32 protein-coding genes are annotated in these 22,984 nt (G+C 42.7%); 12 read left to right on the forward strand and 20 right to left on the reverse strand.

All coding sequences use genetic code 11. The features are described from left to right. Positions 1–69 precede the first annotated feature (69 nt). From QW284_01510 to QW284_01570, 13 genes are all read right to left on the reverse strand, one after another. A complete protein-coding gene (locus QW284_01510; GenBank protein MEM0338352.1) occupies positions 70–537 on the reverse strand; it encodes a PIN domain-containing protein in 468 nt (155 codons plus the stop codon). After that, entirely contained in the window at positions 473–778 is a 306-nt protein-coding gene (locus tag QW284_01515; protein MEM0338353.1) for a ribbon-helix-helix domain-containing protein, read from the reverse strand. Before QW284_01515 ends, QW284_01510 begins: the two co-directional genes overlap by 65 nt. Before the next feature lie 523 nt (positions 779–1,301). Continuing rightward, entirely contained in the window at positions 1,302–2,531 is a 1,230-nt protein-coding gene (locus QW284_01520; GenBank protein ID MEM0338354.1) for a M20 family metallopeptidase, read from the reverse strand. Between the two features lie 339 nt (positions 2,532–2,870). Then, positions 2,871–3,947, reverse strand: a complete 1,077-nt coding sequence (locus QW284_01525; GenBank protein ID MEM0338355.1) for a glycosyltransferase family 2 protein — start codon at positions 3,945–3,947, stop codon at positions 2,871–2,873. 27 nt (positions 3,948–3,974) lie between these two features. Further along, positions 3,975–4,532: a dTDP-4-dehydrorhamnose 3,5-epimerase gene (rfbC, locus tag QW284_01530; protein ID MEM0338356.1), complete on the reverse strand. Its 558-nt coding sequence runs from the start codon at positions 4,530–4,532 to the stop codon at positions 3,975–3,977. A 4-nt stretch (positions 4,533–4,536) separates the two neighbouring features. Then, positions 4,537–5,439 carry a dTDP-4-dehydrorhamnose reductase gene (gene rfbD / locus QW284_01535; protein MEM0338357.1) on the reverse strand — a complete coding sequence of 301 codons (903 nt, stop codon included), beginning with the start codon at positions 5,437–5,439 and terminating at the stop codon, positions 4,537–4,539. Positions 5,440–5,442: 3 nt separating this feature from the next. Further along, a complete protein-coding gene (locus tag QW284_01540) occupies positions 5,443–5,961 on the reverse strand; it encodes an NAD-dependent epimerase/dehydratase family protein (protein ID MEM0338358.1) in 519 nt (172 codons plus the stop codon). 44 nt (positions 5,962–6,005) lie between these two features. After that, positions 6,006–6,443 carry a GDP-mannose 4,6-dehydratase gene (locus tag QW284_01545; protein ID MEM0338359.1) on the reverse strand — a complete coding sequence of 146 codons (438 nt, stop codon included), beginning with the start codon at positions 6,441–6,443 and terminating at the stop codon, positions 6,006–6,008. A 1-nt stretch (position 6,444) separates the two neighbouring features. Then, a complete protein-coding gene (locus QW284_01550; protein MEM0338360.1) occupies positions 6,445–7,509 on the reverse strand; it encodes a glucose-1-phosphate thymidylyltransferase in 1,065 nt (354 codons plus the stop codon). Positions 7,510–7,591: 82 nt separating this feature from the next. After that, positions 7,592–9,508 (reverse strand): hypothetical protein, encoded by a 1,917-nt coding sequence (locus QW284_01555; protein MEM0338361.1) that lies wholly within the window; start codon positions 9,506–9,508, stop codon positions 7,592–7,594. Between the two features lie 255 nt (positions 9,509–9,763). Continuing rightward, on the reverse strand, positions 9,764–10,171 hold the full coding sequence (locus QW284_01560; GenBank protein MEM0338362.1) for a PIN domain-containing protein: 408 nt from the start codon (positions 10,169–10,171) through the stop codon (positions 9,764–9,766). Next, on the reverse strand, positions 10,155–10,391 hold the full coding sequence (locus QW284_01565) for an AbrB/MazE/SpoVT family DNA-binding domain-containing protein (GenBank protein ID MEM0338363.1): 237 nt from the start codon (positions 10,389–10,391) through the stop codon (positions 10,155–10,157). The genes QW284_01560 and QW284_01565 overlap by 17 nt, the downstream gene beginning before the upstream one ends. Positions 10,392–10,469: 78 nt before the next feature. Next, the gene (locus tag QW284_01570) at positions 10,470–10,712 is read right to left on the reverse strand and encodes a hypothetical protein (GenBank protein MEM0338364.1); all 243 of its coding nucleotides are present in this window, start codon (positions 10,710–10,712) and stop codon (positions 10,470–10,472) included. Between the two features lie 412 nt (positions 10,713–11,124). On the opposite strand from QW284_01570, the gene QW284_01575 reads away from it, so the two are divergent. Further along, entirely contained in the window at positions 11,125–11,580 is a 456-nt protein-coding gene (locus tag QW284_01575; GenBank protein ID MEM0338365.1) for a type II toxin-antitoxin system VapC family toxin, read from the forward strand. Between the two features lie 516 nt (positions 11,581–12,096). Here QW284_01575 and QW284_01580 read toward each other — a convergent pair. Beyond that, positions 12,097–12,564: a GNAT family N-acetyltransferase gene (locus QW284_01580; protein MEM0338366.1), complete on the reverse strand. Its 468-nt coding sequence runs from the start codon at positions 12,562–12,564 to the stop codon at positions 12,097–12,099. A gap of 54 nt (positions 12,565–12,618) precedes the next feature. Beyond that, a complete protein-coding gene (locus QW284_01585) occupies positions 12,619–13,047 on the reverse strand; it encodes a hypothetical protein (protein ID MEM0338367.1) in 429 nt (142 codons plus the stop codon). A gap of 540 nt (positions 13,048–13,587) precedes the next feature. Here QW284_01585 and QW284_01590 point away from each other — a divergent pair. After that, positions 13,588–13,818: a CopG family transcriptional regulator gene (locus tag QW284_01590; protein MEM0338368.1), complete on the forward strand. Its 231-nt coding sequence runs from the start codon at positions 13,588–13,590 to the stop codon at positions 13,816–13,818. Continuing rightward, complete coding sequence (locus QW284_01595) at positions 13,805–14,212, forward strand: type II toxin-antitoxin system VapC family toxin (protein MEM0338369.1); 408 nt, start codon at positions 13,805–13,807, stop codon at positions 14,210–14,212. The genes QW284_01590 and QW284_01595 overlap by 14 nt, the downstream gene beginning before the upstream one ends. Positions 14,213–14,235: 23 nt before the next feature. Here the strand turns inward: QW284_01595 and QW284_01600 are convergent, their stop codons facing one another. Next, positions 14,236–14,388, reverse strand: coding sequence for a hypothetical protein (locus QW284_01600; GenBank protein MEM0338370.1), 153 nt, complete (start codon positions 14,386–14,388; stop codon positions 14,236–14,238). Between the two features lie 13 nt (positions 14,389–14,401). After that, complete coding sequence (locus QW284_01605; protein ID MEM0338371.1) at positions 14,402–14,617, reverse strand: hypothetical protein; 216 nt, start codon at positions 14,615–14,617, stop codon at positions 14,402–14,404. A 360-nt stretch (positions 14,618–14,977) separates the two neighbouring features. Between QW284_01605 and QW284_01610 the strand changes: the two genes are divergently transcribed. Both QW284_01610 and QW284_01615 read left to right on the forward strand, forming a co-directional pair. Beyond that, positions 14,978–15,691 (forward strand): hypothetical protein, encoded by a 714-nt coding sequence (locus tag QW284_01610; GenBank protein MEM0338372.1) that lies wholly within the window; start codon positions 14,978–14,980, stop codon positions 15,689–15,691. Between the two features lie 11 nt (positions 15,692–15,702). Beyond that, on the forward strand, positions 15,703–16,995 hold the full coding sequence (locus QW284_01615) for a hypothetical protein (GenBank protein ID MEM0338373.1): 1,293 nt from the start codon (positions 15,703–15,705) through the stop codon (positions 16,993–16,995). Between the two features lie 274 nt (positions 16,996–17,269). Here the strand turns inward: QW284_01615 and QW284_01620 are convergent, their stop codons facing one another. Together QW284_01620 and QW284_01625 are read right to left on the reverse strand one after the other, a co-directional pair. Continuing rightward, entirely contained in the window at positions 17,270–18,238 is a 969-nt protein-coding gene (locus QW284_01620) for a glycosyltransferase family A protein (protein ID MEM0338374.1), read from the reverse strand. A gap of 430 nt (positions 18,239–18,668) precedes the next feature. Continuing rightward, positions 18,669–18,923 (reverse strand): hypothetical protein, encoded by a 255-nt coding sequence (locus tag QW284_01625; GenBank protein ID MEM0338375.1) that lies wholly within the window; start codon positions 18,921–18,923, stop codon positions 18,669–18,671. Positions 18,924–19,622: 699 nt separating this feature from the next. Between QW284_01625 and QW284_01630 the strand changes: the two genes are divergently transcribed. From QW284_01630 to QW284_01640, 3 genes are all read left to right on the forward strand, one after another. Continuing rightward, on the forward strand, positions 19,623–19,847 hold the full coding sequence (locus QW284_01630; protein ID MEM0338376.1) for a hypothetical protein: 225 nt from the start codon (positions 19,623–19,625) through the stop codon (positions 19,845–19,847). Beyond that, the gene (locus tag QW284_01635) at positions 19,844–20,272 is read left to right on the forward strand and encodes a type II toxin-antitoxin system VapC family toxin (GenBank protein ID MEM0338377.1); all 429 of its coding nucleotides are present in this window, start codon (positions 19,844–19,846) and stop codon (positions 20,270–20,272) included. The genes QW284_01630 and QW284_01635 overlap by 4 nt, the downstream gene beginning before the upstream one ends. 395 nt (positions 20,273–20,667) lie before the next feature. Next, positions 20,668–20,802: a hypothetical protein gene (locus QW284_01640; GenBank protein ID MEM0338378.1), complete on the forward strand. Its 135-nt coding sequence runs from the start codon at positions 20,668–20,670 to the stop codon at positions 20,800–20,802. 177 nt (positions 20,803–20,979) lie between these two features. Here QW284_01640 and QW284_01645 read toward each other — a convergent pair whose 3' ends face one another. After that, positions 20,980–21,516, reverse strand: a complete 537-nt coding sequence (locus QW284_01645) for a hypothetical protein (protein MEM0338379.1) — start codon at positions 21,514–21,516, stop codon at positions 20,980–20,982. Positions 21,517–22,022: 506 nt separating this feature from the next. Between QW284_01645 and QW284_01650 the strand changes: the two genes are divergently transcribed. The 4 genes from QW284_01650 (at position 22,023) to QW284_01665 (ending at position 22,984) form a co-directional block, all read left to right on the forward strand. Then, entirely contained in the window at positions 22,023–22,148 is a 126-nt protein-coding gene (locus tag QW284_01650) for a hypothetical protein (protein MEM0338380.1), read from the forward strand. Between the two features lie 35 nt (positions 22,149–22,183). After that, positions 22,184–22,294, forward strand: coding sequence for a hypothetical protein (locus QW284_01655; GenBank protein MEM0338381.1), 111 nt, complete (start codon positions 22,184–22,186; stop codon positions 22,292–22,294). Further along, positions 22,284–22,418, forward strand: a complete 135-nt coding sequence (locus QW284_01660) for a hypothetical protein (GenBank protein MEM0338382.1) — start codon at positions 22,284–22,286, stop codon at positions 22,416–22,418. The genes QW284_01655 and QW284_01660 overlap by 11 nt, the downstream gene beginning before the upstream one ends. A 275-nt stretch (positions 22,419–22,693) precedes the next feature. Beyond that, on the forward strand, positions 22,694–22,984 hold the full coding sequence (locus QW284_01665) for a hypothetical protein (GenBank protein ID MEM0338383.1): 291 nt from the start codon (positions 22,694–22,696) through the stop codon (positions 22,982–22,984).

The raw sequence follows: 22,984 nt of genomic DNA on the forward strand, positions 1-22,984 counted from the left end.
ACAGTAAATCTTTATAGCTATTCACCTGGCTGACCAGCAATGCCAATTTTAGCAATTTCTCTATGAATGTTAAAGTGCTGTTATTATAATGCTCATATCCTCTCCCACACCTTCCAGAAACTTTATGAGTGCAACATCCAATGTTAGAAGCTGCAGTTTATTTTCATAGGCTATAGCATATAGTAGCAGATCTATTAGATCGTTGAATCCCTTTTTCCTAAGCTCCAGCGCTTTGGCTATTGATGTATATGTTAGAGGAGCTTTAATGAAGTTTCTCTCGATGCTCATCAGCCCCTTCATAACAATGTCTGGCTCGTAGCGAGTTTTACTCAGTTTCCACGCTATTTCTAGAAGATTCAGCTCTGTGTAGTAGACTTCAACCTCACCTCTTCTATACATAGTCCACAAACCCTCCAACAGTTTTTCAACACCCTTAACCCTAATCCCAACTATGGGTAGCAAAAAGGATGTGTCAAGAAGTATTCTCATCTTCAAGTCTCCTCTGCTCCTCCTCGCTAATACTCTCAACCTCTTCAACTGTTGTCTCAGCGAATTTGGGCCCTTTCAGTGCAAGCCAGAATGGATCTGGTATTGGAGTTGCGACAAGCTTGCCACCCTCAACCCTAAGCTCCAGATAAGCTCCCTCGCCAATCCCAAGCCTCTCCTCAACATCCTCAACATACTTCTCGAGAAGCTCCCTGACAACCTCACTAATATTAATATTTAATCTCTCAAGCCTCTCCTTCAACTCTCTTGGAATCCTAACAGAGATTACCACACTAGACAATGTCAACCCCGTAATACAAATATGTAATACAAGATTATAAACCCTAATGAAGAGGCTCAATGAATTATATTTTTGCCATTTTTGCTTAGTATTAAGGTGCAATGTTTTTGTTGCTTAACCATAAACAAATAGACTTCTATCAAGCATTATTGTTGAACTAATCTCTGCGACTCATAGGTCTATTCTGAGTGCATTACTAACTACCTTAACATTTATCCACAGAGGATTCCTATAAATGGATTTATAAATGGATTAAGGGAAGAAGAATTGTGTTTGTGTTTATTTACGAAAATTATTTAGCTTGGAATTCTTTAAAGATAAATTAGATAAATGTTTAGTGATGTCAACCTAGCCTTATGGTAGACACTTTATCTTGGTTATATTGCCTACCTCAATCTTATCGAGTTTCAGGGTATATTTGCCCCTACCTGTTCTCTTGGTTTTGCGCCCTCGCAACATAAATGAAGAGTGGGGATGAAGGCTCTAAGTCGCTTGCGAATCGATGGTGAAAAGCTTATGTGAGTAGCTTCTCGATTAAGGCATAGTATATCTTAGCCATTTTCTCAAATTCGCTTATGGACAGGTATTCGTCTGCTGCATGGGCAGCGCCAATCGCTCCCGGCCCGTAAGCAACTACTGGTATGTTTGCCTCTGTGTAGAACCTCATATCCAGTCCTCCTAGACACACTGTTAACCTGGGCTTTTTACCCAGAACCTTCTCCCCTGTTTCTTGCACCGTCTTGACGAAGCTGGAGTTGGGATCTGTTATTGCCGGAGGTTGCTTGTTGACTATCTTAACCTCTACCCTAACATCTCTGAGATCCATCGACGCCTTTTTGATGAAATCGACCATCTCTTTTTCGACATTCTCTAACCTCTCCTCGGGGACAACCCTTCTATCTATTGAGAAGACAGAATATCCTGGAACAACATTGATCTTTGTACCGCCTTTAACCTCTCCCCCAATCGTTACTGTGGGTCTGGCCCCTCTCGGATCATCGTATTCGTATACACTTTTCCTCGATTTTAGATACTCTTCATATTCGGTCATAAACCTATACGCTATTTTAACCATGTATTCAAACGCGTTAACACCCAACCACGGAGTTGCTCCATGAGCCTGCCTCCCATATACCTCTACCAATGCCCAGACAGCTCCTTTATGCCCTATCCATATTGATTCGCTACCACTAGGCTCGCCTATAACCACATAATCTGGTCTAACACCAACTTTTCTCACCAAAAACCCAGTTCCTGACTCACCTCCTATTTCTTCATCCGGAACTAGAGCAACTTCAATACCACCCCCTAGCTTCTTACCCGAGTCAATAACGGATTTCAGTGCGACGAGAAACGATGCTATACCTCCTTTCATGTCTGTCGATCCCCTCCCATATAGCTTCCCACCCTCAACAACCGGGTCAAACGGCTTCCTAGTCCAGCCACTCCCAGCAGGCACCACATCATAGTGCCCGTTGAAGTGAAGAACAGGTTTGCCCTCACCATATTTAGCATACACTATGTAGCGTGAATATGTTGCATAATCTGGATAGTACTCTCTAACATATTCAGCTGGAACCTCAACAACCCTTACCTCAACACCCAAAGACTCTAGCACCTCTCTAGCATACTTGACAAAATCCCAATAATGCTCACCCGGAGGATTGGTAGTTGGGATAGCTACCATGTCTTTAAGTATCTTTAGACCCCACCCAACGTTTCTAGCCACATAATCCACAGACATAAAACACCATTTCCTCTACTTTGCACATCGACTTAGAGACTATTAAAAGTTATCGACAGGCTGAGCATCAACACCATATGATTGAGTATGTCCCTGAATAGTTCGACCACACGAAGGCTGTTAACACACCAACGATCAACCCTGTTACAAGCCACAATAAGGCATCTCTCCCACTATTCAATTCCATCTCCATCCAGGGCTACCTACCGCCAAACCTATTGTCTATAAGTGCTATAGTCACTTGTCTTCCTCCAAGCTCTTCAACAATTTCACACCCCAAGGGTCGCCAATCCCCTACATCCTAGAAACGTATGAGTTTTGTAATGATGATGTTTATCCCTAGTCGTTTATCTCAAACGCTTTGATAGCTTGTTCCAAAATTTTCTTTCTAAATGCTATCATGGTTTCTCTCGTGCCAAATAGGTAGTATCTTAGAATGTCTTTATGGCTAAGCTTTATTACGGGGGCTTTATACAAGTTTATTGATATTCCATATCTCATAGAAATTCTCTTCTTGAGCTTTACACCATCATATACGGCTTTTAGATATGTTTTAGGTAGACCATGTCTGATAGCTGTTCTTCCCACAATTGATTTTATTCTATATAGCATTGCATATGTTTTGTATCTGGTATTGGATAATAGAACCGTTGTCACCCCATTTCTTAGTATTAGATATGGGCCTAAACTACTCATACGCCTAAATGTTGAGCTTCTTTTGTGCAGAGCTACTGGATGCGGTATAGAGATTTGCTTGTATCCACAGCCCCACATCTGCAGCCCTATTATGCTGTCGTCTCCATAGGCAAAGAAGCTCTCTACAAACATCTTATCCCCGATTTTCTCCCCAATGCACTTGGCTATTGCCTCAATTGAGTAGAGGACATATGCACCATCGGCGTAGGATATGTAGAAAGGTTTTCTGATTATCCACGGATAAACTTCTTTGGATCCTGATGCATATGATATCAGTAGCTCATCAACGAAATCTCCAGCAGTGTCAATGCGCTTTCCATCGTAATCCAGTATAACCCCGTTGAGACCTCCCACACCATCGAATTTCTCTGCATACTCCACCAGAGTTTTCAGACTATTTTGCAGTGGTATAGCATCGTTGTTCACTAGCAAAACATATTTTGATTCCCTGTCTCTTGCTCTATAACCTATGTTGCTGCCTCCGGTGAAGCCTAAGTTCTTCTCCAACCTAATGATCTTCTTCCTCAGGCTACTCTTTTTATCGAGGAACTCCCTAATCCTCTCGAAGCTTCCGTCAGTAGACCCATTGTCGACAACTATGAGCTCATACCTATCGCCCGGGTAGTCTAGATCAGCTATAGCCTCAAGTGACTTGAGAACGAGGTCTATGATCTTCATAGAGTTGTGGTTAAGCCAGATAACCGATACCTTTGGCCACACCTTACACACCTAGACATGTGGTCTTGGCTATATTGGGTATTCGAAGTTTGTTTCTGCATCTTTTAGTGGTGGGCATTTCGAATCTTTCTCACTGAGTATGACACCCTCTCTCAAAGGCCATGGAATTCCTATCTCCGGGTCGTCCCATCTTATGCATCTCTCTAGCTGGGGGCTATACTCCTTGGTCACTAAATACAGAAAGTATGTATCCTCGAGAGCCTGGAAACCATGGGCAAAGCCAGGTGGGATCCAAAGCGCTTTGCCAGGCTCTAGAACAACGCCAACGTATTTTCCGAACCATGGAGAGCCCCTCCTTATATCAACAGCAACGTCATACACCCTACCACTAACAACATAGACAAGCTTACCCTGCTCAGCTGGTTTGAGTTGGTAGTGAAGACCTCTAACAACATTCTTTTTAGAGAAGCTCAGATTAACTTGGACAAAATCGTAGGGAATGCCACTAGACAGAAAATCTGTTCTCTTGTAAAGTTCGGCAAAGAAACCTCTATGATTTGAGAACGAAGCGTATTCAACTAGTACAACATCTGGTATCTCTAAACGCTTAAATGTTTTGAATGGCATTTCCTCACCTCTTAACCTCCTTTAGATATGTATTAATAAAATGTTTAATGCACTCTTCCTGAGGGGGCATTTCAAGGCCAATACTTTTTGCATATGATGTGTCTAAGCTAGAGTCTTTGGGTCTTTTAGCGGCAAATTCGAATTGTTTTATCGATGCGGGTTTTATAAGTTTCTCCTTAGCCCCCAAAACCTTTGCTAATAGTGTTGCAAACTCTAGTCTACTCATTCTCTGTCCAGCGATGTGGATAACACCATAAACTTTCTTCTCAATGGCTTTGGCTATTCTCTCCGACAGAAAATATACATATGTAGGCGATAGATGCTGATCGGCAAAAGCCATGACCTCCTCCCCTCGCAAAAGCTTTTCTAGAGCATTGACACCAAAATTCTTCTTCCCCGTGGGGCTATAGCCATAGAGTCCACTGACCCTGACCACAAGATATTGTTTTTCGTCAAGGGCTGAAGCCACAGCTATTTCTCCAAGAAGCTTTGTGAGGCCGTAGTAGTTAATGGGGTTGGGAATATCATCTTCTTTATAAAGTCCTTTTTCACCATCAAATACATAGTCTGTGGAGATGTAAATCAAAAACATATTGTGCTTGGCTACGTAATGCGCTAAAACTCTTGTAGCAATATAGTTCACATTGAAGGCCCTCTCTTTGTTTATCTCACAGCCATCTACATCGGTATAAGCAGCTGTGTGGACAACGACATCGGGTTTCGCTAAATTCAGCACATTTGCTATTTCACTAGCGTTTTCAAGATTCATTTTAAGCCATTTAACATTGTCTATCATAGGCGGCTCATGGCCATAGTAAGTGGCGTAGACAGCATAGTTTAGAGAGTTAAGCACCCTAACAAGATTGTAGCCTAGAAGCCCTGTCCCACCAGTTACAAGAACTCTCATTGCTCACCACGGGGTATCGGCTAAAACATATTTCTCGTCAAGTAGTTGTTCCCACCACCATCTATTCTCAAGATACCACCTAACAGTTATTTCAAGTCCCTGGTCAAGCGACATCTGAGGCTCCCAGCCAAGCCCTCTAATTTTATCGCATTTCATAGCATATCTCCTATCCTCACCTGGCCTAGGCTTTGCATAGACAATAAAGTTTTCGGGTATGTTCATAATCCTCAGTATCTTGGTGACAACTTCTTTCACAGATGCAAACATGTTTCCACAGATGTTGTAGATCTCATAGTCAGAGCCTTTTTCAAGAACCGTGAGAATGGCCTTTGCAGTATCCTCTACATAGATCCAGTCCCTGATCTGAGAGCCATCACCATATATTATAGCGGGCTTGCCGTGGATAAGCCTGATGATTGTTCTTGGAATTAGCTTCTCTGGGTGTTGGTAAGGCCCATAGTTGTTACACGGCCTTACAATTCTGTATCTAATCCCATATGTCCTGCCATAGGCTTTTATCAAGAGGTCTCCAGACGCTTTTGAAGCTGAGTAGGGGCTGGAGGGGTTTAGAGGATCCCCTCCGAAGCATGTTTATCTGTGCCCCAGAGATCGCCGTAGACCTCGTCTGTAGATACATGGAGGAAGAGAACATTGTGTTTAAGAGACCTCAACACCTCTAGAATTGTAAAAACACCCAATATGTTTGTCCGAATGAATGGTGCAGGCTCATTTATAGATCTATCAACATGTGTTTCCGCAGCAAAGTTCACTATGGCATCTGGTTGAAACTCCTCCGCAACCTTCTTAAACGTCTCTTCATCAGCTATATCGCCACGAATAAATGTAATTTCATTGAGGATTCCATGTAGATTTTCGAGTCTACCAGCATAGGTTAGCTTATCGTATACCAAAACCTTCCAGCGAAGATTTTTAACTATATATCTAACAAAGTTGCTGCCAATAAAACCGGCTCCCCCAGCTACTATAAGTCTCAGCTTACCCACCTCAAAGCGCTATAAAGCTATAGTCTGAGATGATAAGCCTAATATCTCCGTAAACCTCCTTGGAGCATTTGACAATGCTTCTAGAGCCGACAACGCTATCCACAAGCCTTGCTTTGTTCAAATCTATTTCGCTATAATCTAAGATGGTGGATCTTGTGATGCTTCCAGACAGTATTCTGGAGCCCTGCTCTATAGATACATAGTGTTCTATAGCAGCATTTTTCTCAACGACAACCCCGCGACCTATGTATGCAGGCCCGTGGATAGAGCCTCTAACAACAGCTTCTTTTTCAATAACTACACGTCCTCTAATCTCGCCCTCAACCTCGCCCTCCACCCTGGGCTCAACCCTGTCTAGAAGCAGGTATACAGCATCTAGAAGACCCTCGTATGTTCCAACATCTTTCCACCAGCCAGAAACAATTGAATATGTAACCTTGTATCCGTTGTCTATGAACCACTGTATAAGCTCTGTGATCTCGTATTCACCTCTCCACGAAGGCTTCAAGGCCCTGAAAGCCTTTGCAACAAGATCTGGATCTCTAAACATGTAGACCCCTACTACAGCAAGATCAGATATAAACTCCTTGGGCTTCTCAACAAGCTTCACAATCCTCCCATCCCTGAGGACAGCAACACCAAAGTGCTTGGGGTCTTTGACCTTAGCTAAGAGGATATGCACATCACCACTGTTTTCAAGCCAGGCTTTAACATGTTGCTTAATTCCATCGCTTAAAATGTTGTCACCTAGATAGACAATAAATTCTCTATCGAGAAAACCCTCCTCAACAGCTCTGTAAATAGCATGTGCAATACCAAGCCTGCGCTCCTGAACAATATACACAAACCTAGCGTCGAACCCAGAGCCATCACCAAGAGCCCCCCTAATCATATCACCAAAGTAGCCAACAACAATACCTATGTCTTTAACCCCAACAGAGACAAGATCCTCAACACCATACAGAATCATTGGCTTGCCAAGAATAGGAATCATGTGTTTAGGTCTAGAAAATGTGAATGGCCTAAGCCTAGAGCCCTCGCCAGCAGCCAGAACAAGACCCTTCATAAAAACAACCAACATAACATCTCTTACATAGCATCTGAGCCAAGTCCACTATTTAAGGTTTGCGTCTGCATTATCACCATAGCTAGGGGATCGTCGCCGTTAGATTCTCTAGCTCCACCATATACACATTAATGCCATCTTCTCTAAGCCTCTCCAACCTGATCTGACTTGCTATAGTGGTGTTTGCATTGCGCAACACCTCAAGCTCTTTTGACATATTTGTAGACGTTATGGCTATGGCTTTCTTTATTCCAAGATTTTTCATCGTGTTTACAGCTGGGAAGAGGCTAACCCGCTGCAACACTATAATGTTTGTCGGATTTCTTACGAATATGTGTAGCGCTGGATAGAGGTTGGATGGGGCTAGCGCTGGCATAGACCTATTTGCCTCTACAAACTTTGCAACAAGTTTCACTTCTGAAATGTTTTCAATTGCTGGTGTTAGACTCCATGGATATCCGGCTGCAGGGGGTATTGATGCGGAGGCCCATATTCTGAAAAAGTAGTAGCCTTGGGACGTAAATGGGTAAGCAGCTCCAATAAGCACTAAAAGAAGTGTTGCTATTGCAGCAACTCTCTTGCTTATTTTTGTGAAGGCTGCTACTGCATATGGCGTTAGAATTGTTAGTAGCATTAGGTACCATCTATGCTGATCTGTAACACCAATTGTTAAAATTACTGGTGTTAGAAATATCGCTAAGAGGATTGCTATAGATGCTTTTGCAGCTTTTCCAATCCCTCTCCATATCTTGTATATGACTATGTATGGAGCTAATAGGAGGAGACATGTTATGGTGTAACGCAGTATATCCCACATCCAGTATCTGACACTGCCAGCAACGTAAATGCCCGTTGGGGTGATGGATGCGGGAGGCCTTGCTGGAAAGCCTATGTAGTAAAGAAGCATTGTCAATGATATGATGGCTGGCAACACAAATCTCTTGTTTTTTGACCAGAGAAGCTCTAGAATAGATATCATGAGGGCAATAACAGCTGCAGGCTCATAGCTTATAGAAAGCAGCATTAGAACAGCAATCTTTGAGCCTATGCCTCTTCCAGCCTGGTCCAGATATAGGTATAGCAGTAGGAGTGAGAGGCCTAACATGTGTCTTTGCCACTGCTGGCTTTGCCCAAGTATCCACGGGTTAAAGGCAACGGCAAGCACTGTGAGAATTCCTGCCAGTCTCGAGCCTGAAACTCTATAAGCTATTGCACATGCTGTAAGGGTTACAAAACCGAAGATTGTGGGTGGGTAGAGTTTGTAGAATATAAATGGGTTTGAAACCATCGCGAAGAGCCCTGAAACCCATGTGAGTAGAGGTGGCAGGTTCCTGTACCCGCCAAGCCAAATATATGTTGTGATTAGCTGTGGGCTTTGGGCGAAGTCCAAAGAATTAGCGATATACTCTAGAGTGTCCCAGCCTATGGGGAGGCTGTACCTCGTCTCCGGGTAAACACTAACGAGAAAGCCTATGAGAAAGGCAACGAGATAGAGAATTGCATTAGGTGTTGTAGCCAACCTACTAGCAGCGCATTCTATAACCTCGCTCAAAGTTGGCGATGACTTGAAAATCTTTGGGCCTTTGAAGATGTGCCAAGTTGTTGCAACAAAAACGAGATAGGCTCCACAAAAAGTAGCATAGGACATGTATATAGATGTTAAATCTATGAGACTGCCCCCAACAGGCTGAATAGAGAAATCTGATATGAAAAGACTGTATATCGCAGAGCCGAGCCTGCCAACAGCCAGTAGGATAAGCCCAGCCAAAGAGATGATATATGTTGAGTAAATCGGGAGACTCCTCCAATAAAGCCAAACATCCAGAAAACCAGCAGCAAAAGAAAGAATAAACAGTAGCCAAAAATCATAGTCGACGAGCTCACGCCTAACAACATCCCCCGGATTCAGCAAGGCTACAGCCACATAAAAAAGCAGGAAGAGTGCTATAGAAGATGCGGAAAGCAAAAACCTATAGCGACTCAAATAATAAAAATCCATATTCTGACAACCCTCAGCAACACGCCTATGCCATGGAATCCTTTATAAATATTCTTAGCAATAACCAAGTTAAAGTGTCTTTAAAAAATTCGCAAACGCATAGAAGCTCTAACTCCTCCCCACCATAAAAGTGCGAGGCTTTCAGTTGTAAAGAGGCTTTCGAAAAACAATGTTCTAAGCCATGCCTTTAACAAACACGTTCAACACCATGAAGATATATAGAGGAGAGAATATTGTTTTGTGGGAGCCGGCTCTTTAAGGAAGAACTTCTATCCCCCTCTCTGTGGCCCTTTTCTTAAGTTTTTTATCAAATGTTGCTAAAGCTAAGCTGTAGTAAATGGCTGTTGAGAGAATTATGTAGTCGTTTATCTCCTTAACGTTCTCCTTATCCTCTTCAAGCATCTTAAGTGCTTCAATCAATACCTTCTCAGGTTCTAGTATGTATCTTGTTCTAGGATCCTCTAGATATTCCCTCACCTTCAAGAGGGTGAAGTTAATGGGGGTTTGAATAAGCCTGAGCATAACCCATATGAATTCGTGAACCACGATAGAGGGAATGTATATCTCTTTAGCTCTATCAATTATTTCTGTGGCCTCACCATGATGTTCACTGTCTTCAACTGTATCGTAGACTAAAACATTTGTATCAAGAAGTAGCTTCAAACATAATCTCCTCAATAGCTTCCTCTATCTCTTCAACGCTAATCCTCCTACCAGCCCTTATCGTTAGCCTCTTCCTCTTCAATGGAGTTATTTTAATGACATTCTCCTTTTCGTCGTAAACAATTTTAACGAGGTCTCCCTCCCTAATCTCTACTTTTTCTCTAATACTAGCAGGAATTGTCACCTGGTAGTTGCGTGTAACCTTAACTATTTCCTCCAAGGGTAATCCCTAGTAAAAATAGTTGTCTACTAGTATATAAGCATTTCTAGTAGAAAAGAAACCTAAGCACCTTTCAATCTATTCATGTTTCTCCCCACCACCATCTTTCACAGAGAAGTTACAGTAGTAAAACTTGTGAGGAACTAGGTCTAGAGATAGACCTTGTGAAAGGCGGGCTGAGACCCATGAAACCCAGAGTACATCGAATGCTTTTTGCAAACTTCTACCATTCATATACTTGCGACAGTTCCTCAAACACTCCTCAGCAATGCACATCTTATGCTTGATCTCTTTCAAAAGCTCTTCACCAAGCCCATACATTGTCTACGCCTTATGAATATGGGGTGCTATCTCTTTGACGGGCCCCTGCCCTCAATCTCTATCTATATGACCCAGTATATGATGCTGCTTAGTGAAATGGATATCTTGTTTAAGAATTCTAAAGATTTATATAGAATGTTTCGGTATGTTCTATACTGGTGGTAGGTACTGAATAAAGTAAAAACAAGTATATATGTTGATAAAGATCTTTGGGAAGAATTCAAAAAACTGGCTCAGAGAAAAGGTGTTGAGCCAAGTAAGTTACTAGAGGAGTTAATACGTGAGGAATTATTTGAGAAAATGTTAGACGAGTTTATGCAGGAACTCGGTATTGGAAATGACTATGAAATCGATTTTGAGCCAGTTAAACCACGTAAAGACTTGGTAAGTGATCTTGTTAGGTCTATGCGTGATGAAAGAAGAGATAGTTTACCTAGATAGTAGTGCTATTATTAAGAGGTATATCGAGGAGCCTGGTAGTTTGGAGATAAGAAGTCTCTATAAGAAGGCCTATGCAGGGGAGATAGTAGTATCTTATAGTCTGTGGAATGTGGGAGAAGTATTGGTAGCTTTTGATCGTGCTAGAAGGCTTGAGAGAATCACTGAAGATGATTATCGTACTGTTAAGAGAAGGTTTCTAAACGAGATTAAACGTATGTTGAAATTGGGAGTAATGGTCTTAGTCCCTATAACCCTTAGAGTTTTACGCGAAAGCTGGAAGCTCTTAGAGAAATACCACATATACGTCGCAGATGCTTTACAAATAGCATCAGCTAGAAACATTGATGCAGAACTCTTCTTAACAGGTGATAAGAGGTTATACGAAATAGCATTAAGAGAAAATATCAAGAGCAAGTACATAGGCTAGATTTAACGAATATTATTAGAATAGAGACACTCGAAGACCTATTAATGTAGAGCCATAGAAAAAGATTAAGAACCAATCTCAACTTTGCTTAGATCCTTATGTTTATCTTCTCAATTCTCTACATAGCTGTCCCCAAAGCCTCTTTTGGCATGGACTTTCCCGTTATTGGAGCACCTTTGATGTGTTTTAAATCGATATACTCTATCTTCAAGTCCTCGACCAATACTCTATAGCAAATGAATGTCTATATTCTCTTATGTCCTATGCCCATAGAAAACCCTTTACTGAATTCGACTACAGATGGCGATAGATTTAAAGAGCTAAAATTCAACTCTAAGTTTCACCTAGTCACTAATCTTTCTGCGACTCAGAATAGGTGCGGGCGATGAAGATCGTATATCGGATTGTATATCGGGAAGACGATGCGTTTATGCGTAAACCCGATTCTTGTACACAATATAAGACGATTCTTCGAATTTCTGCAATTTCTACATCTTATTGTATTTACGGCAAAATCTAAATTGATTTAGCCATTATGTAATAGTGTTTTATTTTTGCGATCCCTGGGACTTGTGTGTAGTAGAAGAGGTGGGAGGTCCATGGAATTACAACAAATCTAAATCCTAGTTGCTTTAACTCGTAGAGAGACTTGAATAGCAAAACCGTTCCAATACCTAACCTCCTCTTGTTCGGATCTACACCTACAGGACCAAATTCGTTTCTGCCCATTCGGCGATAAACAGCAAAGCCTGCTAGCTCATTATTTTGCTCTGCTAACCATATCGATGGAGGCTTGCATCTAAATGCATACAAGGCTTCTAAACGCCAAATAGGACTGAATTTCTCTCCAACCCATTTCCCAACTTTCTCAGCTTCATCTTCTCTAGCCTTTCTAATCAAAAAACCTTGTGACGTCAGATCATTCTCGATTTTCAGAACTCTTCTTGGGTAATAGAAACGCTCTAAATCAACCTCATAACTCACAGTCTCCTCTTTCTTGACATACCCAAAATACTCGAAAAGCTCTACATAGTCTTCTTATAATATGTTTATACCTGGCATGAAATAGTATGGAGCATATGCATAGAGAACAACACTCTTCTTATCTCGTGCCTTAGCCACATTCTCAAACTCTTTGAGTAGAGTAGATAGAACATCTCTCCGCAAATCCGCTGGGAGATGAGGGTCTACAACAACATCCTTCTCAAACAACACATCCCTAAATTTCTCAATGGCTTCTCTAGGCTCTTTAACAACCTCAACACCTGCAAGAAAACCTAGAACCCTGTCTCCATCACCAACAGCAAAATATGTTATATCCTCATCAAAATTAGGGTCGCTCAGAATAAACGATGCGAATGTCTCGCAATCAACGTTGTCATATGGAAAAGATATGTTGTGCAATTTACATGCAGCCTCCAAATAAACAGCATCTCTCAAATCTCTATATGTATATAATCTGATCATAGATGTCTCCCAACCAAATTATCTAGATGCCCAAATATTTTATTTTTGCTGCTTAACCATAGAGATTGCATTTACTTTCAGATATCGAAAAGTCTTAAGCACAGACATTATCGTCATTAGAGCAACTTCTATTCCACATTTTTTCGCAATTAACACGCCCATGCGAAAGCCTGTCTAGGTCTATCAACATCGATAAGCTACTTCATCACCTGGCACAAGTCATTCTACAAAAGCCAAGTTACAACTAGGAGACCTCGCCCTTAAGGGGAGGAGAAGAGGTCAGTTTGGAGTGTAACTGCGGACAAGGTGGGATCCCAGACGTTCGTTTTAACCACCATATATGAGTTGGTCAACGCACCTAGGGAGAAATAGCTTATCCATGTGTTTTGCCGGGGAAGTAGCATAGCTCGATTCTTCAGCATACCATATTTATTCAGCGAGTGGGCAAGACATTGGGTTTTTAGAGCTGGTAGACTTTTAAGGTTTATCATAAGTTTAAATGTTTGGGTTTACCAATATATAAACTATGGTGGTTGAGTAGTGAGTGTTTTCAGCATAAAGCTTAGGAGGGAGATCAAGGAGAAGATGGATAAGTACAGGGATCGGGTGAACTGGGCCGAGGAGGTGAGGAGGTTTATCGAGAGCAGGTTGAGAATGCTCGAGGCTGAGGAAAACATCAAGAATATAGTCAAGACACTTTCACAACTACCACTAGAGTCTCCCAGGGGATCATCGGCTACTTCTGTGAGGGAGGACCGTGATAGTCATTGACGCATCCCTGCTAGCAGCCTTCATTCGCAAGGAGCCCGGCTGGGAAAGGCTTGCCGAATACTTGAAGTTGTGCGTGACTATTGACTTAGCGTTGAAGGAGGTGTTGAATGCTGTGTGGAAAGATGTTGCAGTCAGGAAAACCATGGGCATTGATATAGCGGCTCAGTTAATGGAAATACTGTTCTCAATGGTAGGAGTCAACATAGATGTTGAGCCCGAGATCAAGTATTTGCCGAAAGCGTTCGAAATAGCTCTTAAAACAGGTGTGACAGTGTATGACGCTCTATACATTGCACTAGGCATGGAGAGGAAGCTACCACTAGCTACACTAGACGAAAAACAAGCTAAAGCAGCTCAAGCACTTGGAGTAAAAACAATCACCCCCTCTACCTAGTGCAGATAACTCACATAACAATATTATTTAAACAGTAACAGCAGAGCTCGACAACCAACCTCCTTCAACGCTGAATCAATAGCTACACAGCTTACAGCTTCAAGAATCCCAAACCTGATTGCCAATGCCCTAACACACTCCTCTGCAACCTTATACAGCTTCTCACTCGCCTGCACAGAATCACCTTGATCAATATATTTCCTGGACTTCACTTAGAAACCTCTCAGCGAGCTCCACATAAATAGCCACCTCCTCTTGTGGATCAAGCTTAAGTTTCTCAAGAATAGAGTCGATAACAAAGGACTCTACATCTAAGCCCCTCCTCAAAATCTCATCAGCAACACTCTTAGGGATGTAAATCGAGATATAGCCCTCTGCACCCATATAGTTACAGCCCCTAAGCATAGTTGCTAACCCACTTTATTTAGCTTACCAACTACGCAATCACTTCACAGTAGATTAGAGGTTACTGCATTGAGAAGACTCACATAGATAGATGGTACCTAAACCTCTCCCAGGTGCTGTTCTCTTATAGAACCAAAGAGGTGGCTTCTTGTTAGCAAGTAGTGTTCTAATAATCTATACCCCTCCCTGTGGACGCATCAAGAGAGTAAGAGATAAGTAGAGCTGGCTACTATAGGTGTAGAATGCTGTGATATAGAATAGAGTGAGGCTGTTGAGATGGGTTGTTACTGAGGTAAAGCTTAAATTAGAGGGTTTTTGAAGCTGTAGCAGTAGCATGATTTGTTGCATTGCCTGCGGTGGATGTGGGTGCTCGCTTGGCTTCGCAGCTTAGCTAGGTTTAGACTGATTTTCGCCTTTCTTGCTCTCGTTTTAAGCGGGTTGCTTATCGCTTGTCTGGTTAGAGGTATGGTTAACTGGGTTTTGTATGACTACCTTGTCTGGCTTATCAGTTTAGTCATTTGCTTAGGGGATGTACTTGACTTCCTTTGTTTTTACCGTAGGATAGGGTATGCCTCAACATTAACATTAGATGTTCTCTCACTAGCGCTCGTTGCTATCGGTAGGCTTGGATCGCTTGCTGTGAGCATGGTTGAGACGATGTTTGTAACACCTCCGGTGGGTGGTGGGATCGTGGGGATTGAGGCATTGATTATCGCTTCTCTAGTAGTACCTGGATCTCTCATAGGCTTTGCTGCCATAGCTTTACACACCTTTGCTAGAGAGCCCGTGGTACTTGCGGAGTCCAGAACCTGGGCAGAGATACTCCACAGTATCAGGAAGGGGCTGACATCTGCTGGCCACTTCTTCGAGAGTCACCCCATATTCACTGCATTCCTCTTGGGTTTCTCAGTACGCTTAGTTCCAGAGGTGTTGTGGTGGCCTTGGCATGTAGGGTGGGATACCGTCGAGTATACTGCACATCTAGCTGACTTCCTCACCTCGCTAAACCCCTTTAAACCATATTACTGGATGGGTGGCCTGAGGAACATCCCCCACTACTGGACCTCACACTAGCGTTGCCGACAATGGCCATAGGGCCGTGGCTTACATTTAAGCTCTACCCACCCATAGCATTCGGTGCACTCATTGCTGCTACAACATATCTCGCAAAGAATGTGCTTAAAGTGTCACCGAGAAATCTGATGGCCGTGGCACTCGCATCATCGCTATACATCTTGAACCTTAGGATCTCGTGGGACTACCAGAGGCAACTACTGGGCTCTGTTATAATGGTACTGGCTATAGTGGTTCTCGAGAGCTACAGAGGTAGGGGTGCTAAATGTACACTACTAGCATCTCTACTCTTAGTCCTGACTAGCATGGCACATGAAGTGACAGGAGTTGTCGCCTTCGTTCTTGCTCTACTACTACTCGTGGAGGCCGTCGCCAATAGAGCTGGCAGAGAAATAGCTGTGCACTTCACCGCACTAGCTGTTATCACAGCACTTCTCCTATGGTATTGGAGAATACTCTACACACCGAATATGTATCTTGGTGCGGCACCACCCGGTGTCGTGTCCTACCCCGTGTATACAGCAGCTGCTGGAGAGGTTATCTCATATCTGGTGGTGGGCTACGGACTCGTACTGCCACCAGCACTCTTGGTGCTCACAAAACCCGGCTACAGGTATCTGAAGATAGCAGTTGTAACACTGTTCCTAGCAGGCCTCTCACCACTGATAGCACCGTACACAGCTGCCACCGCATGGTATAGGTTCCTCATAGGTGCAGCCCCACTCATGGTACCACTAGCTATAGCGGGTTTAACAACGTATGGAGAGGGCAGAGCCACTGTAATATATGTCCTGCTGTTTGCTGTGGTGGGCATCCCGTTTATACTTCAATATCTGTATATGTATGACCTTGTTGCAGCATTAACCGAGTTCCCACCAGGACTTACACCAAGTCCAGCGATCCGGCCCTTCCTCCAAGACCTCTACGAACTAAGCACGTATATATCAGCAAATATATCCAAGGCGGACCTGGAAACGCCTATCATGGCGCAACGCCATGTTGCTAGGTGGATACACCTCGGTATTCGCAACCCAGAGCCGGGGAGGCTGATATGGATTCCTTACGATCCTGGAATATCTGCTGTGTGCAACGTCATGACCAACCATAATACGACGAGGATTTACATAATTACAACTAAAGACATTGAAGCCCTTGTGAGAGAAATCAACACAACCCAGATTGAGACATGCGGGCCGTATTCAGGAGAAGACATTGATGTAAAAGTAAGGCTTCTCAGAGACGGCACATATAAACTCTATTTAGTAGAGGTATCGAGTAAGCAAGCCGGTAGCATTACTACTTGAACTAGGCGAGCAAACCTAAGATTTTTGTGGCTATAGTCATTTCTCACCGCAGACAAATTCTTTTTCCATGGCTTTTCAATACTCTCCCGGACACCCAGTCTTTTCACTCCCCTCCCCCACAAGCACCTCTAATCATCTTGAATTTTCTTACAACTGAAGACCTCGTCTCTTTGGGGTGGGGACCAGAATTTTATTATTGGGTGCCAATCAAATAAAGCTTTATGCATCTCGGCATCACTGCCCGCTTTTAGGGGCAGGTGAGATGCCAAGTTCTTTAAGGTTCCACTACATCTATTGATTCTACCTTGTTGAACAAGCCTTCTGCATATGGAATAACATTCACGCTCTTAAAATATAGTATTTTTAGCGTTGTTAACTTGAGTGATGCCCTATAGGCTTTTCCAACTCTATTCAAAACAATATTATCGATTTCCCTAACTCCTCCTAGCATCTTTATCGTTTCAGTGCTTACCCCAACACATAACAGTGCATCGTCGATACCTATTTCACGGGGATTTCTCATCTTGAAGAGAAGCATTATTTCAAATCCAGCTCGATTACTGAAGTTTTTGAAATAGCGATTAGATCCCTTAATAAAGTAGAGGAGGGTGGACATTGGCGACAGTAATATGCCGCTTCTAACTTTAAAAATGAAGAGCTGGGGTGGAGTATATCCATTAGAATAGTAATAATCTAAATATCCTTTTACAACCCTTTTTACGTGTTCTAGAAACCCCCTAGCATATCTTTTCTCTCTTGCATGGAGTTTAAGCCCTGCAGGAGCATTTAGGCCTAGGGGTATGGGAAAAGACACCTTAAACCCTACTCTAACAAAGAGGTCTATATCCTCTCCCACCATAAAGTCTTTCCAGCCACCCCTAGACAAGATATACTCTCTTCTTCCTACCAAGGTACCGTATGCGTAGACAGGGTCTATGTTTTCTGCGTACCCGATTATTCTATGGAAAGCAGTTGAGTATATCGTGTCAAGGTCGAAGTACGCCGTAATAGAGCCCTCTGGGCATTTATATAGAGCTATATGCCTCCCCAACCCCCTTGAAGATCTATATCTGTATAGAGTTAAGTTGTATTCTTTCCTAAGCTCCAACAACTTCTCCCACGTCCCATCGGTTGAATAAGAGTCTACTATGACTATGTCGTAGCTAGGGTTAAACACCGATTTAATGGATTCCTCAACATATTGGGCATTGTTGAAAACAGTTCCATAGATGCATACTCTCAGCTTCCATCACCTATCTTTGGTATCGAAACTCAGCCCATTTATAAAATGAATTTTATTAAGACCACTTTATGTGGTCAGAGGCATAACTCACTACAATATTCTCATTGTCTATGTTTTGACATAGCTATCTTCTGATTTTATATAGCTGTAGATTAAAGGCTGTTGTGTTTGGAGGGGGAGCCTGTTTTCTTTCCAGTCTTCTCTTTAGTGATCTCTAGGAGTTTTTCGATGAGCTTGGCCCTGGCTTTGACTGATTCTTGGCTAAGTCTAGCTTCGTGGAACCCCTCGACATGTAGATAGTAAGCCGCGTCCCATGCGTAGAGAATGTCCTCGCCAATCTTCTCAGCTAGTCTGCGGGCTGCCGAGTCTAGCAGCTTTAAGGTCCATCTACCCCTCGCTCTCGCTTCGCCAGCCTCTTCAAGTCCTGTGGCTAGGGATAGAGCCTTAATACATTCTTCAGCAACCTTATAGAGTTTTCAGATGCTTGAATAACATCTTCTTTATCGAGAAGTTCCCTGCCCCTCTCAAACATCTTCTCAGCGAGCTCTACATGAACACTAGCCTCCTCGTCGGGGTCCAACCCAAGCTCCATAATGAGAGAATCTGTTATGAAGAGCTCGACATCTATTCCCCTCTCCCTAGCCTTCTCATAGAGCTTCCTCAGCACAATAATAGCTACCTCCACAGAGTTGCACCCAAAGGATAACTACCCCAATATGTCTATGTAGTACAGCCTCAAAAGTTTATGCTGATATCATGCCTAGTGAACACCAAATATCAACACTTGTACTGACCTCCTCCATGCTCTGAAGGGCTAGACTTGTAAAGATGTTTTGTATCCAGTGTCAAACCATCAAAAACGGTTTCCTATGTCTCATACACAGATCATTTGTGGTTGATGCGCTTACACAGGCTCAAACCCAAATAAGTGACCTGCAGCTGGATTGTGGAGGGGGTAATAAAAAGCTTCTAAAATCCATGTTTCCTACCATATATGAGGAGGTATAATAGGAGAGTAGCTATAGCAGCTAGGCCGATGAACATGGCTCGGGCACCGGAAATGGCACGCTACCTCCCCGTGTTAGATCGTAGTATATTATCGACCCCGAGTAAACCATGAATGCATGACTTGAACCCTTAAGCAATATCTGAAGAGTGTTGGGATCAGCCCATACGATGACGGCATCTCCAAAGCCAGAGGCTGCTTCGCGAATTTCCTGACCGTTTGTCCTTAGAGGGCGGACTAAACCACTTTAAACTGTCACAACCCCCCTTTGGAAGCAAACAGTTTTCATATATTTTCGCTGGGGTTGACATGTCTTTTGTGTCTAGACATAAAAAGGTTTATTAGCTATGTCTGTGCATAGTATGTCTGGCGAGGCCCGTGTCTGCCAAGATAACTGTTAGGATTCCTCTAGAGCTGAAGAGGCGCATGGAGAGGTTTTCTAGTGTTAATTGGAGTGATGTTGTTAGGAGAGCTATTGAGGAGAAGCTGAGGGAGCTCGAGGTCAGGGAGGCCATTGAGGCCATGGATGAGATAGCCTCAAAAGCTAGGTCTGTAAGGTCTTTGGCTGAGGTTATAAGAGAGTTTAGGGATAGAAGGAGATGAAGAACATTGTTCTAGATGCTAGCGCTGTTGTTAAGTGGTTTGTGAGGGAAGATGAATTTGAGGAGATGAAGAGGGTCAGGGATTTAATCGTAGGCAGTAAGGTGAGGGCATATATCCCGGCACTACTATTTATAGAGGTTTCCAATGCTCTTAGATACACCGAGGGCCTAACACCCGAAGACATTATTAAAGCCATTGGCGCTCTTCAAAAACTTGGACTAGAGGTTGTAAATGATTCCGAGTTGCTCGAGGACGCTATTAGGATAGCCTTTGAGAAGGAGATCACAGTATACGACTCGATATATCTATCGCTGGCAAAGAGAGTGGGCGGAGTTGTTATAACATACGATAGGGAGATGCTCAACAAGAGCGGGGGTATAGCCATGAAGGCAAGTGCCTTCCTAAAACAATTTGCAACAGCATAATATCACAAACCTTCTACCTGCCCATTAAAATGCCTCAAGATCCTTCAAGGTGCAAATCCCTTTATCTACATGTGTTAATGGGTTGTAGCTGTGGGGTTATATAATGGTTTGTGAAGAGAGCTAGCGAGAAACATATAAAACTTTGATACGGTATAGCAAAGTCTTGTTGGTGTTGTTGGGCATGTTAGGGTGCGTGCAAGGGTGTGAAATGTTGAGGAGCCGTCAAGGTGTAGAGAGGTGGAGCTCCTAGCCGATACAGGGCTATATACACAGTACTGCCCACAAATCTTCTGATGGAGCTTGGTGTAAAGCCTGTTGGGAAGAGGAGGTTTAGGCTGGCAAACAACCAGGTTATTGAGCGTGACATCGACATCGTTGGCATATAGATACAGGGAATGAAAACCCATACAATAGCAGTTTTCGGAAACGAAAACATCTACCTACTCGGCATAGTAACCCTTGAGGAACTGGGTCTAGAGATAGACCTTGTGAAAGGCGGGCTCAGACCCATGGAACCCCTACTAATGTAGAGACAAAACAACTACTAGATAGGCTCTTCGCAAAACACCACGCCAGCGCAACCATTACCTGCACTATACCTAAACCAAACTCACACACATTTTAAAGCTTACAACTACATCACATCATATGCTATTAAGTTTGTGTGGGCTAGGGTTGTCGAAGGCAATAGAATTGGTTGTAGAGATTCACGGTATTGCCCTTAGTATTATGTTTGCTATTAGTGTTGCTATTACCGATCCCGTTAATATCCACGATATTTTCGTTATATAGTCCATTCTCTTATCTAAGGCATCTATCCTCTTGTCTAGATCATCTATTCTCTTTGTCAGCTCTGTGTATGCTCCTTCTAGCTTCGATACCCTATCCCTCAATTCTGAAATATCCCTCCTCAACTCGTTTATGTTGTTGAATACCTCTGATCTCAGGCTTTCAATAGATCTATTCACATTTTCTATGTGGCCCATAAACTCTTTTCTATGCTCTAAAAATTCGTGTCTTAAACTCTCTATAGACTCTCTAAAGCTCTTTTCAAGAGATTTTATTTCGCTTCTTAAGCCATTCTCAACCCTCTCCAAATCGCTTTTCGTTGCAACATCTCTTAGAATAGCGTTTATCATAGCCAATCTTATGTCAGGTTCGGAAACAAGTAGCTCAGCAAGCCTCTTCCTAGCCCTGGCATCCACCTCGAAAAGCCTAACAACATCCTCGGCGGTGAGACCCATGGAATTCACATAGAGAGTATATAGCTTTTCAACTATTTAAGCATTGCTTAGCCAAAGCCAAAAACACTAAAATAAAATAGAATTTAGTGTGCCGCCTTACAGCATTGAGTTTCCTTGGAGCAACACTTAATACAACTAAAAACCTTTGCTTAAGCCCACCACCTATTCCTAGAGATGGTGTTGGAGTTCAGCATTGATCGTAGGTGAAATAGCCTCGAATTAGTAAGCATATTGGTCACCTTAACATTCCCTCATCATATATCAGTAACTCGGACCCACGATCATCCCAAAACTGCTACAAGTAAACGTGGGTGAATTGGAACAGTGTCGATGGCTTATTCAGCTCTGCAGGCAGCTCTGTTTACTCTCCTAGAGCTCGAGACGTCTAAGAAAACTGCAGATCATGTCTATATTACAGCACCTAAAAACTTTGTGCGCACAATCACCACATAAAAGAATTGCATGGTTTCACTATCGCAATTTGAGAGAAGCTGGCGATTTAGTGTATGGGCTTTGAAAACAGTGCATTAGATCAAGTAACCGTTTTGATCCCCGTATTGAATGAGGAGAAGGCTATTGGTATAGTATTAGACGAGGTTATAAAAACTGGTGCCCTCTCAAAAACATCATAGTAGTTGATGGTGGTAGCACCGATAAAACAGTAGAAATAGCTAAATCTAAAAATGTGTTGGTGGTGCCCCAGAGAGGTAGGGACAAGGCCGATGCAATAAAAATGGGTTTAGAGTATGTGAAGATATATCGTTGTGATGGACGGTGATGGTACCTACCCTGCAGAGTATATACCGAGGCTTCTAAGGAAAATGAAGGACGGTGGATGCTGTACCATGGATTCTATAACAAATATCGCTACACCACATGATTCTACATGTCTAGAGGATTAAATCAGCTAAAGCATGTGCATAGGGTTCATGGAGTTGGAGTATTTTATACATTGCATTATTTTGTTCTTGCACCATGTGATCGCCTATGCTATTGGTTTTAGAGACCTTATATTCGAGAAGAATTCGCTGGTATAATAAATTATGGAAAAGTTGGTCAGTGATCGAGGGCCTCTTCATCTGATTCATCTAAACCCCGTTTTCATCATCGAGTCGATCTCTAGGCACACTCTATTTATAAAGTATTATCGGGTGCTAACATAGTTTTTGTGGTATATATGTCGATGGAATTTGACTATGTGTTGCCTAGAAAAAGTGTGCCGCCCCAGTTCATAGTCTTGTCTATAATAGCAAAATACAACGGTTTAACGCTATCACAATTGTATTCATTGGTTAAGCAGAGCAGATGCAATGAATCCTTCGACAAATTGTCTGTCAAGGATCTGGAGAACGATCTGAATATGTTGCGTATCCTCGGGTTGGTGGAAGAGTCTGGTGGTGTATATACTGTGACTGAGAAGGGTAGGTTTGTTCTAGGGAAATTCACAAATAATGGTAAATGCCTCTAA

The organism is Ignisphaera sp. (assembly GCA_038735125.1).
Taxonomy (GTDB): Archaea; Thermoproteota; Thermoprotei_A; order Sulfolobales; family Ignisphaeraceae; genus Ignisphaera.

Bases quoted from the DNA above. Each gene is read 5' to 3' on its own strand.
- QW284_01605 (MEM0338371.1), bottom strand. From the start codon at position 14,617: ATGCTTAGGGGCTGTAACTATATGGGTGCAGAGGGCTATATCTCGATT.
- QW284_01520 (MEM0338354.1), bottom strand. From the start codon at position 2,531: ATGTCTGTGGATTATGTGGCTAGAAACGTTGGGTGGGGTCTAAAGATA.
- QW284_01615 (MEM0338373.1), top strand. From the start codon at position 15,703: ATGGCCATAGGGCCGTGGCTTACATTTAAGCTCTACCCACCCATAGCA.
- QW284_01550 (MEM0338360.1), bottom strand. From the start codon at position 7,509: ATGAAGGGTCTTGTTCTGGCTGCTGGCGAGGGCTCTAGGCTTAGGCCA.
- QW284_01640 (MEM0338378.1), top strand. From the start codon at position 20,668: ATGAAAACCCATACAATAGCAGTTTTCGGAAACGAAAACATCTACCTA.
- QW284_01575 (MEM0338365.1), top strand. From the start codon at position 11,125: ATGAAAGAAGAGATAGTTTACCTAGATAGTAGTGCTATTATTAAGAGG.
- QW284_01585 (MEM0338367.1), bottom strand. From the start codon at position 13,047: ATGATCAGATTATATACATATAGAGATTTGAGAGATGCTGTTTATTTG.
- QW284_01660 (MEM0338382.1), top strand. From the start codon at position 22,284: ATGGACGGTGATGGTACCTACCCTGCAGAGTATATACCGAGGCTTCTA.
- rfbD (MEM0338357.1), bottom strand. From the start codon at position 5,439: ATGAGAGTTCTTGTAACTGGTGGGACAGGGCTTCTAGGCTACAATCTT.
- QW284_01555 (MEM0338361.1), bottom strand. From the start codon at position 9,508: ATGGATTTTTATTATTTGAGTCGCTATAGGTTTTTGCTTTCCGCATCT.
- QW284_01610 (MEM0338372.1), top strand. From the start codon at position 14,978: ATGTGGGTGCTCGCTTGGCTTCGCAGCTTAGCTAGGTTTAGACTGATT.
- QW284_01665 (MEM0338383.1), top strand. From the start codon at position 22,694: ATGTCGATGGAATTTGACTATGTGTTGCCTAGAAAAAGTGTGCCGCCC.
- QW284_01650 (MEM0338380.1), top strand. From the start codon at position 22,023: ATGGGCTTTGAAAACAGTGCATTAGATCAAGTAACCGTTTTGATCCCC.
- rfbC (MEM0338356.1), bottom strand. From the start codon at position 4,532: ATGCCATTCAAAACATTTAAGCGTTTAGAGATACCAGATGTTGTACTA.
- QW284_01645 (MEM0338379.1), bottom strand. From the start codon at position 21,516: ATGGGTCTCACCGCCGAGGATGTTGTTAGGCTTTTCGAGGTGGATGCC.
- QW284_01635 (MEM0338377.1), top strand. From the start codon at position 19,844: ATGAAGAACATTGTTCTAGATGCTAGCGCTGTTGTTAAGTGGTTTGTG.
- QW284_01570 (MEM0338364.1), bottom strand. From the start codon at position 10,712: ATGTATGGGCTTGGTGAAGAGCTTTTGAAAGAGATCAAGCATAAGATG.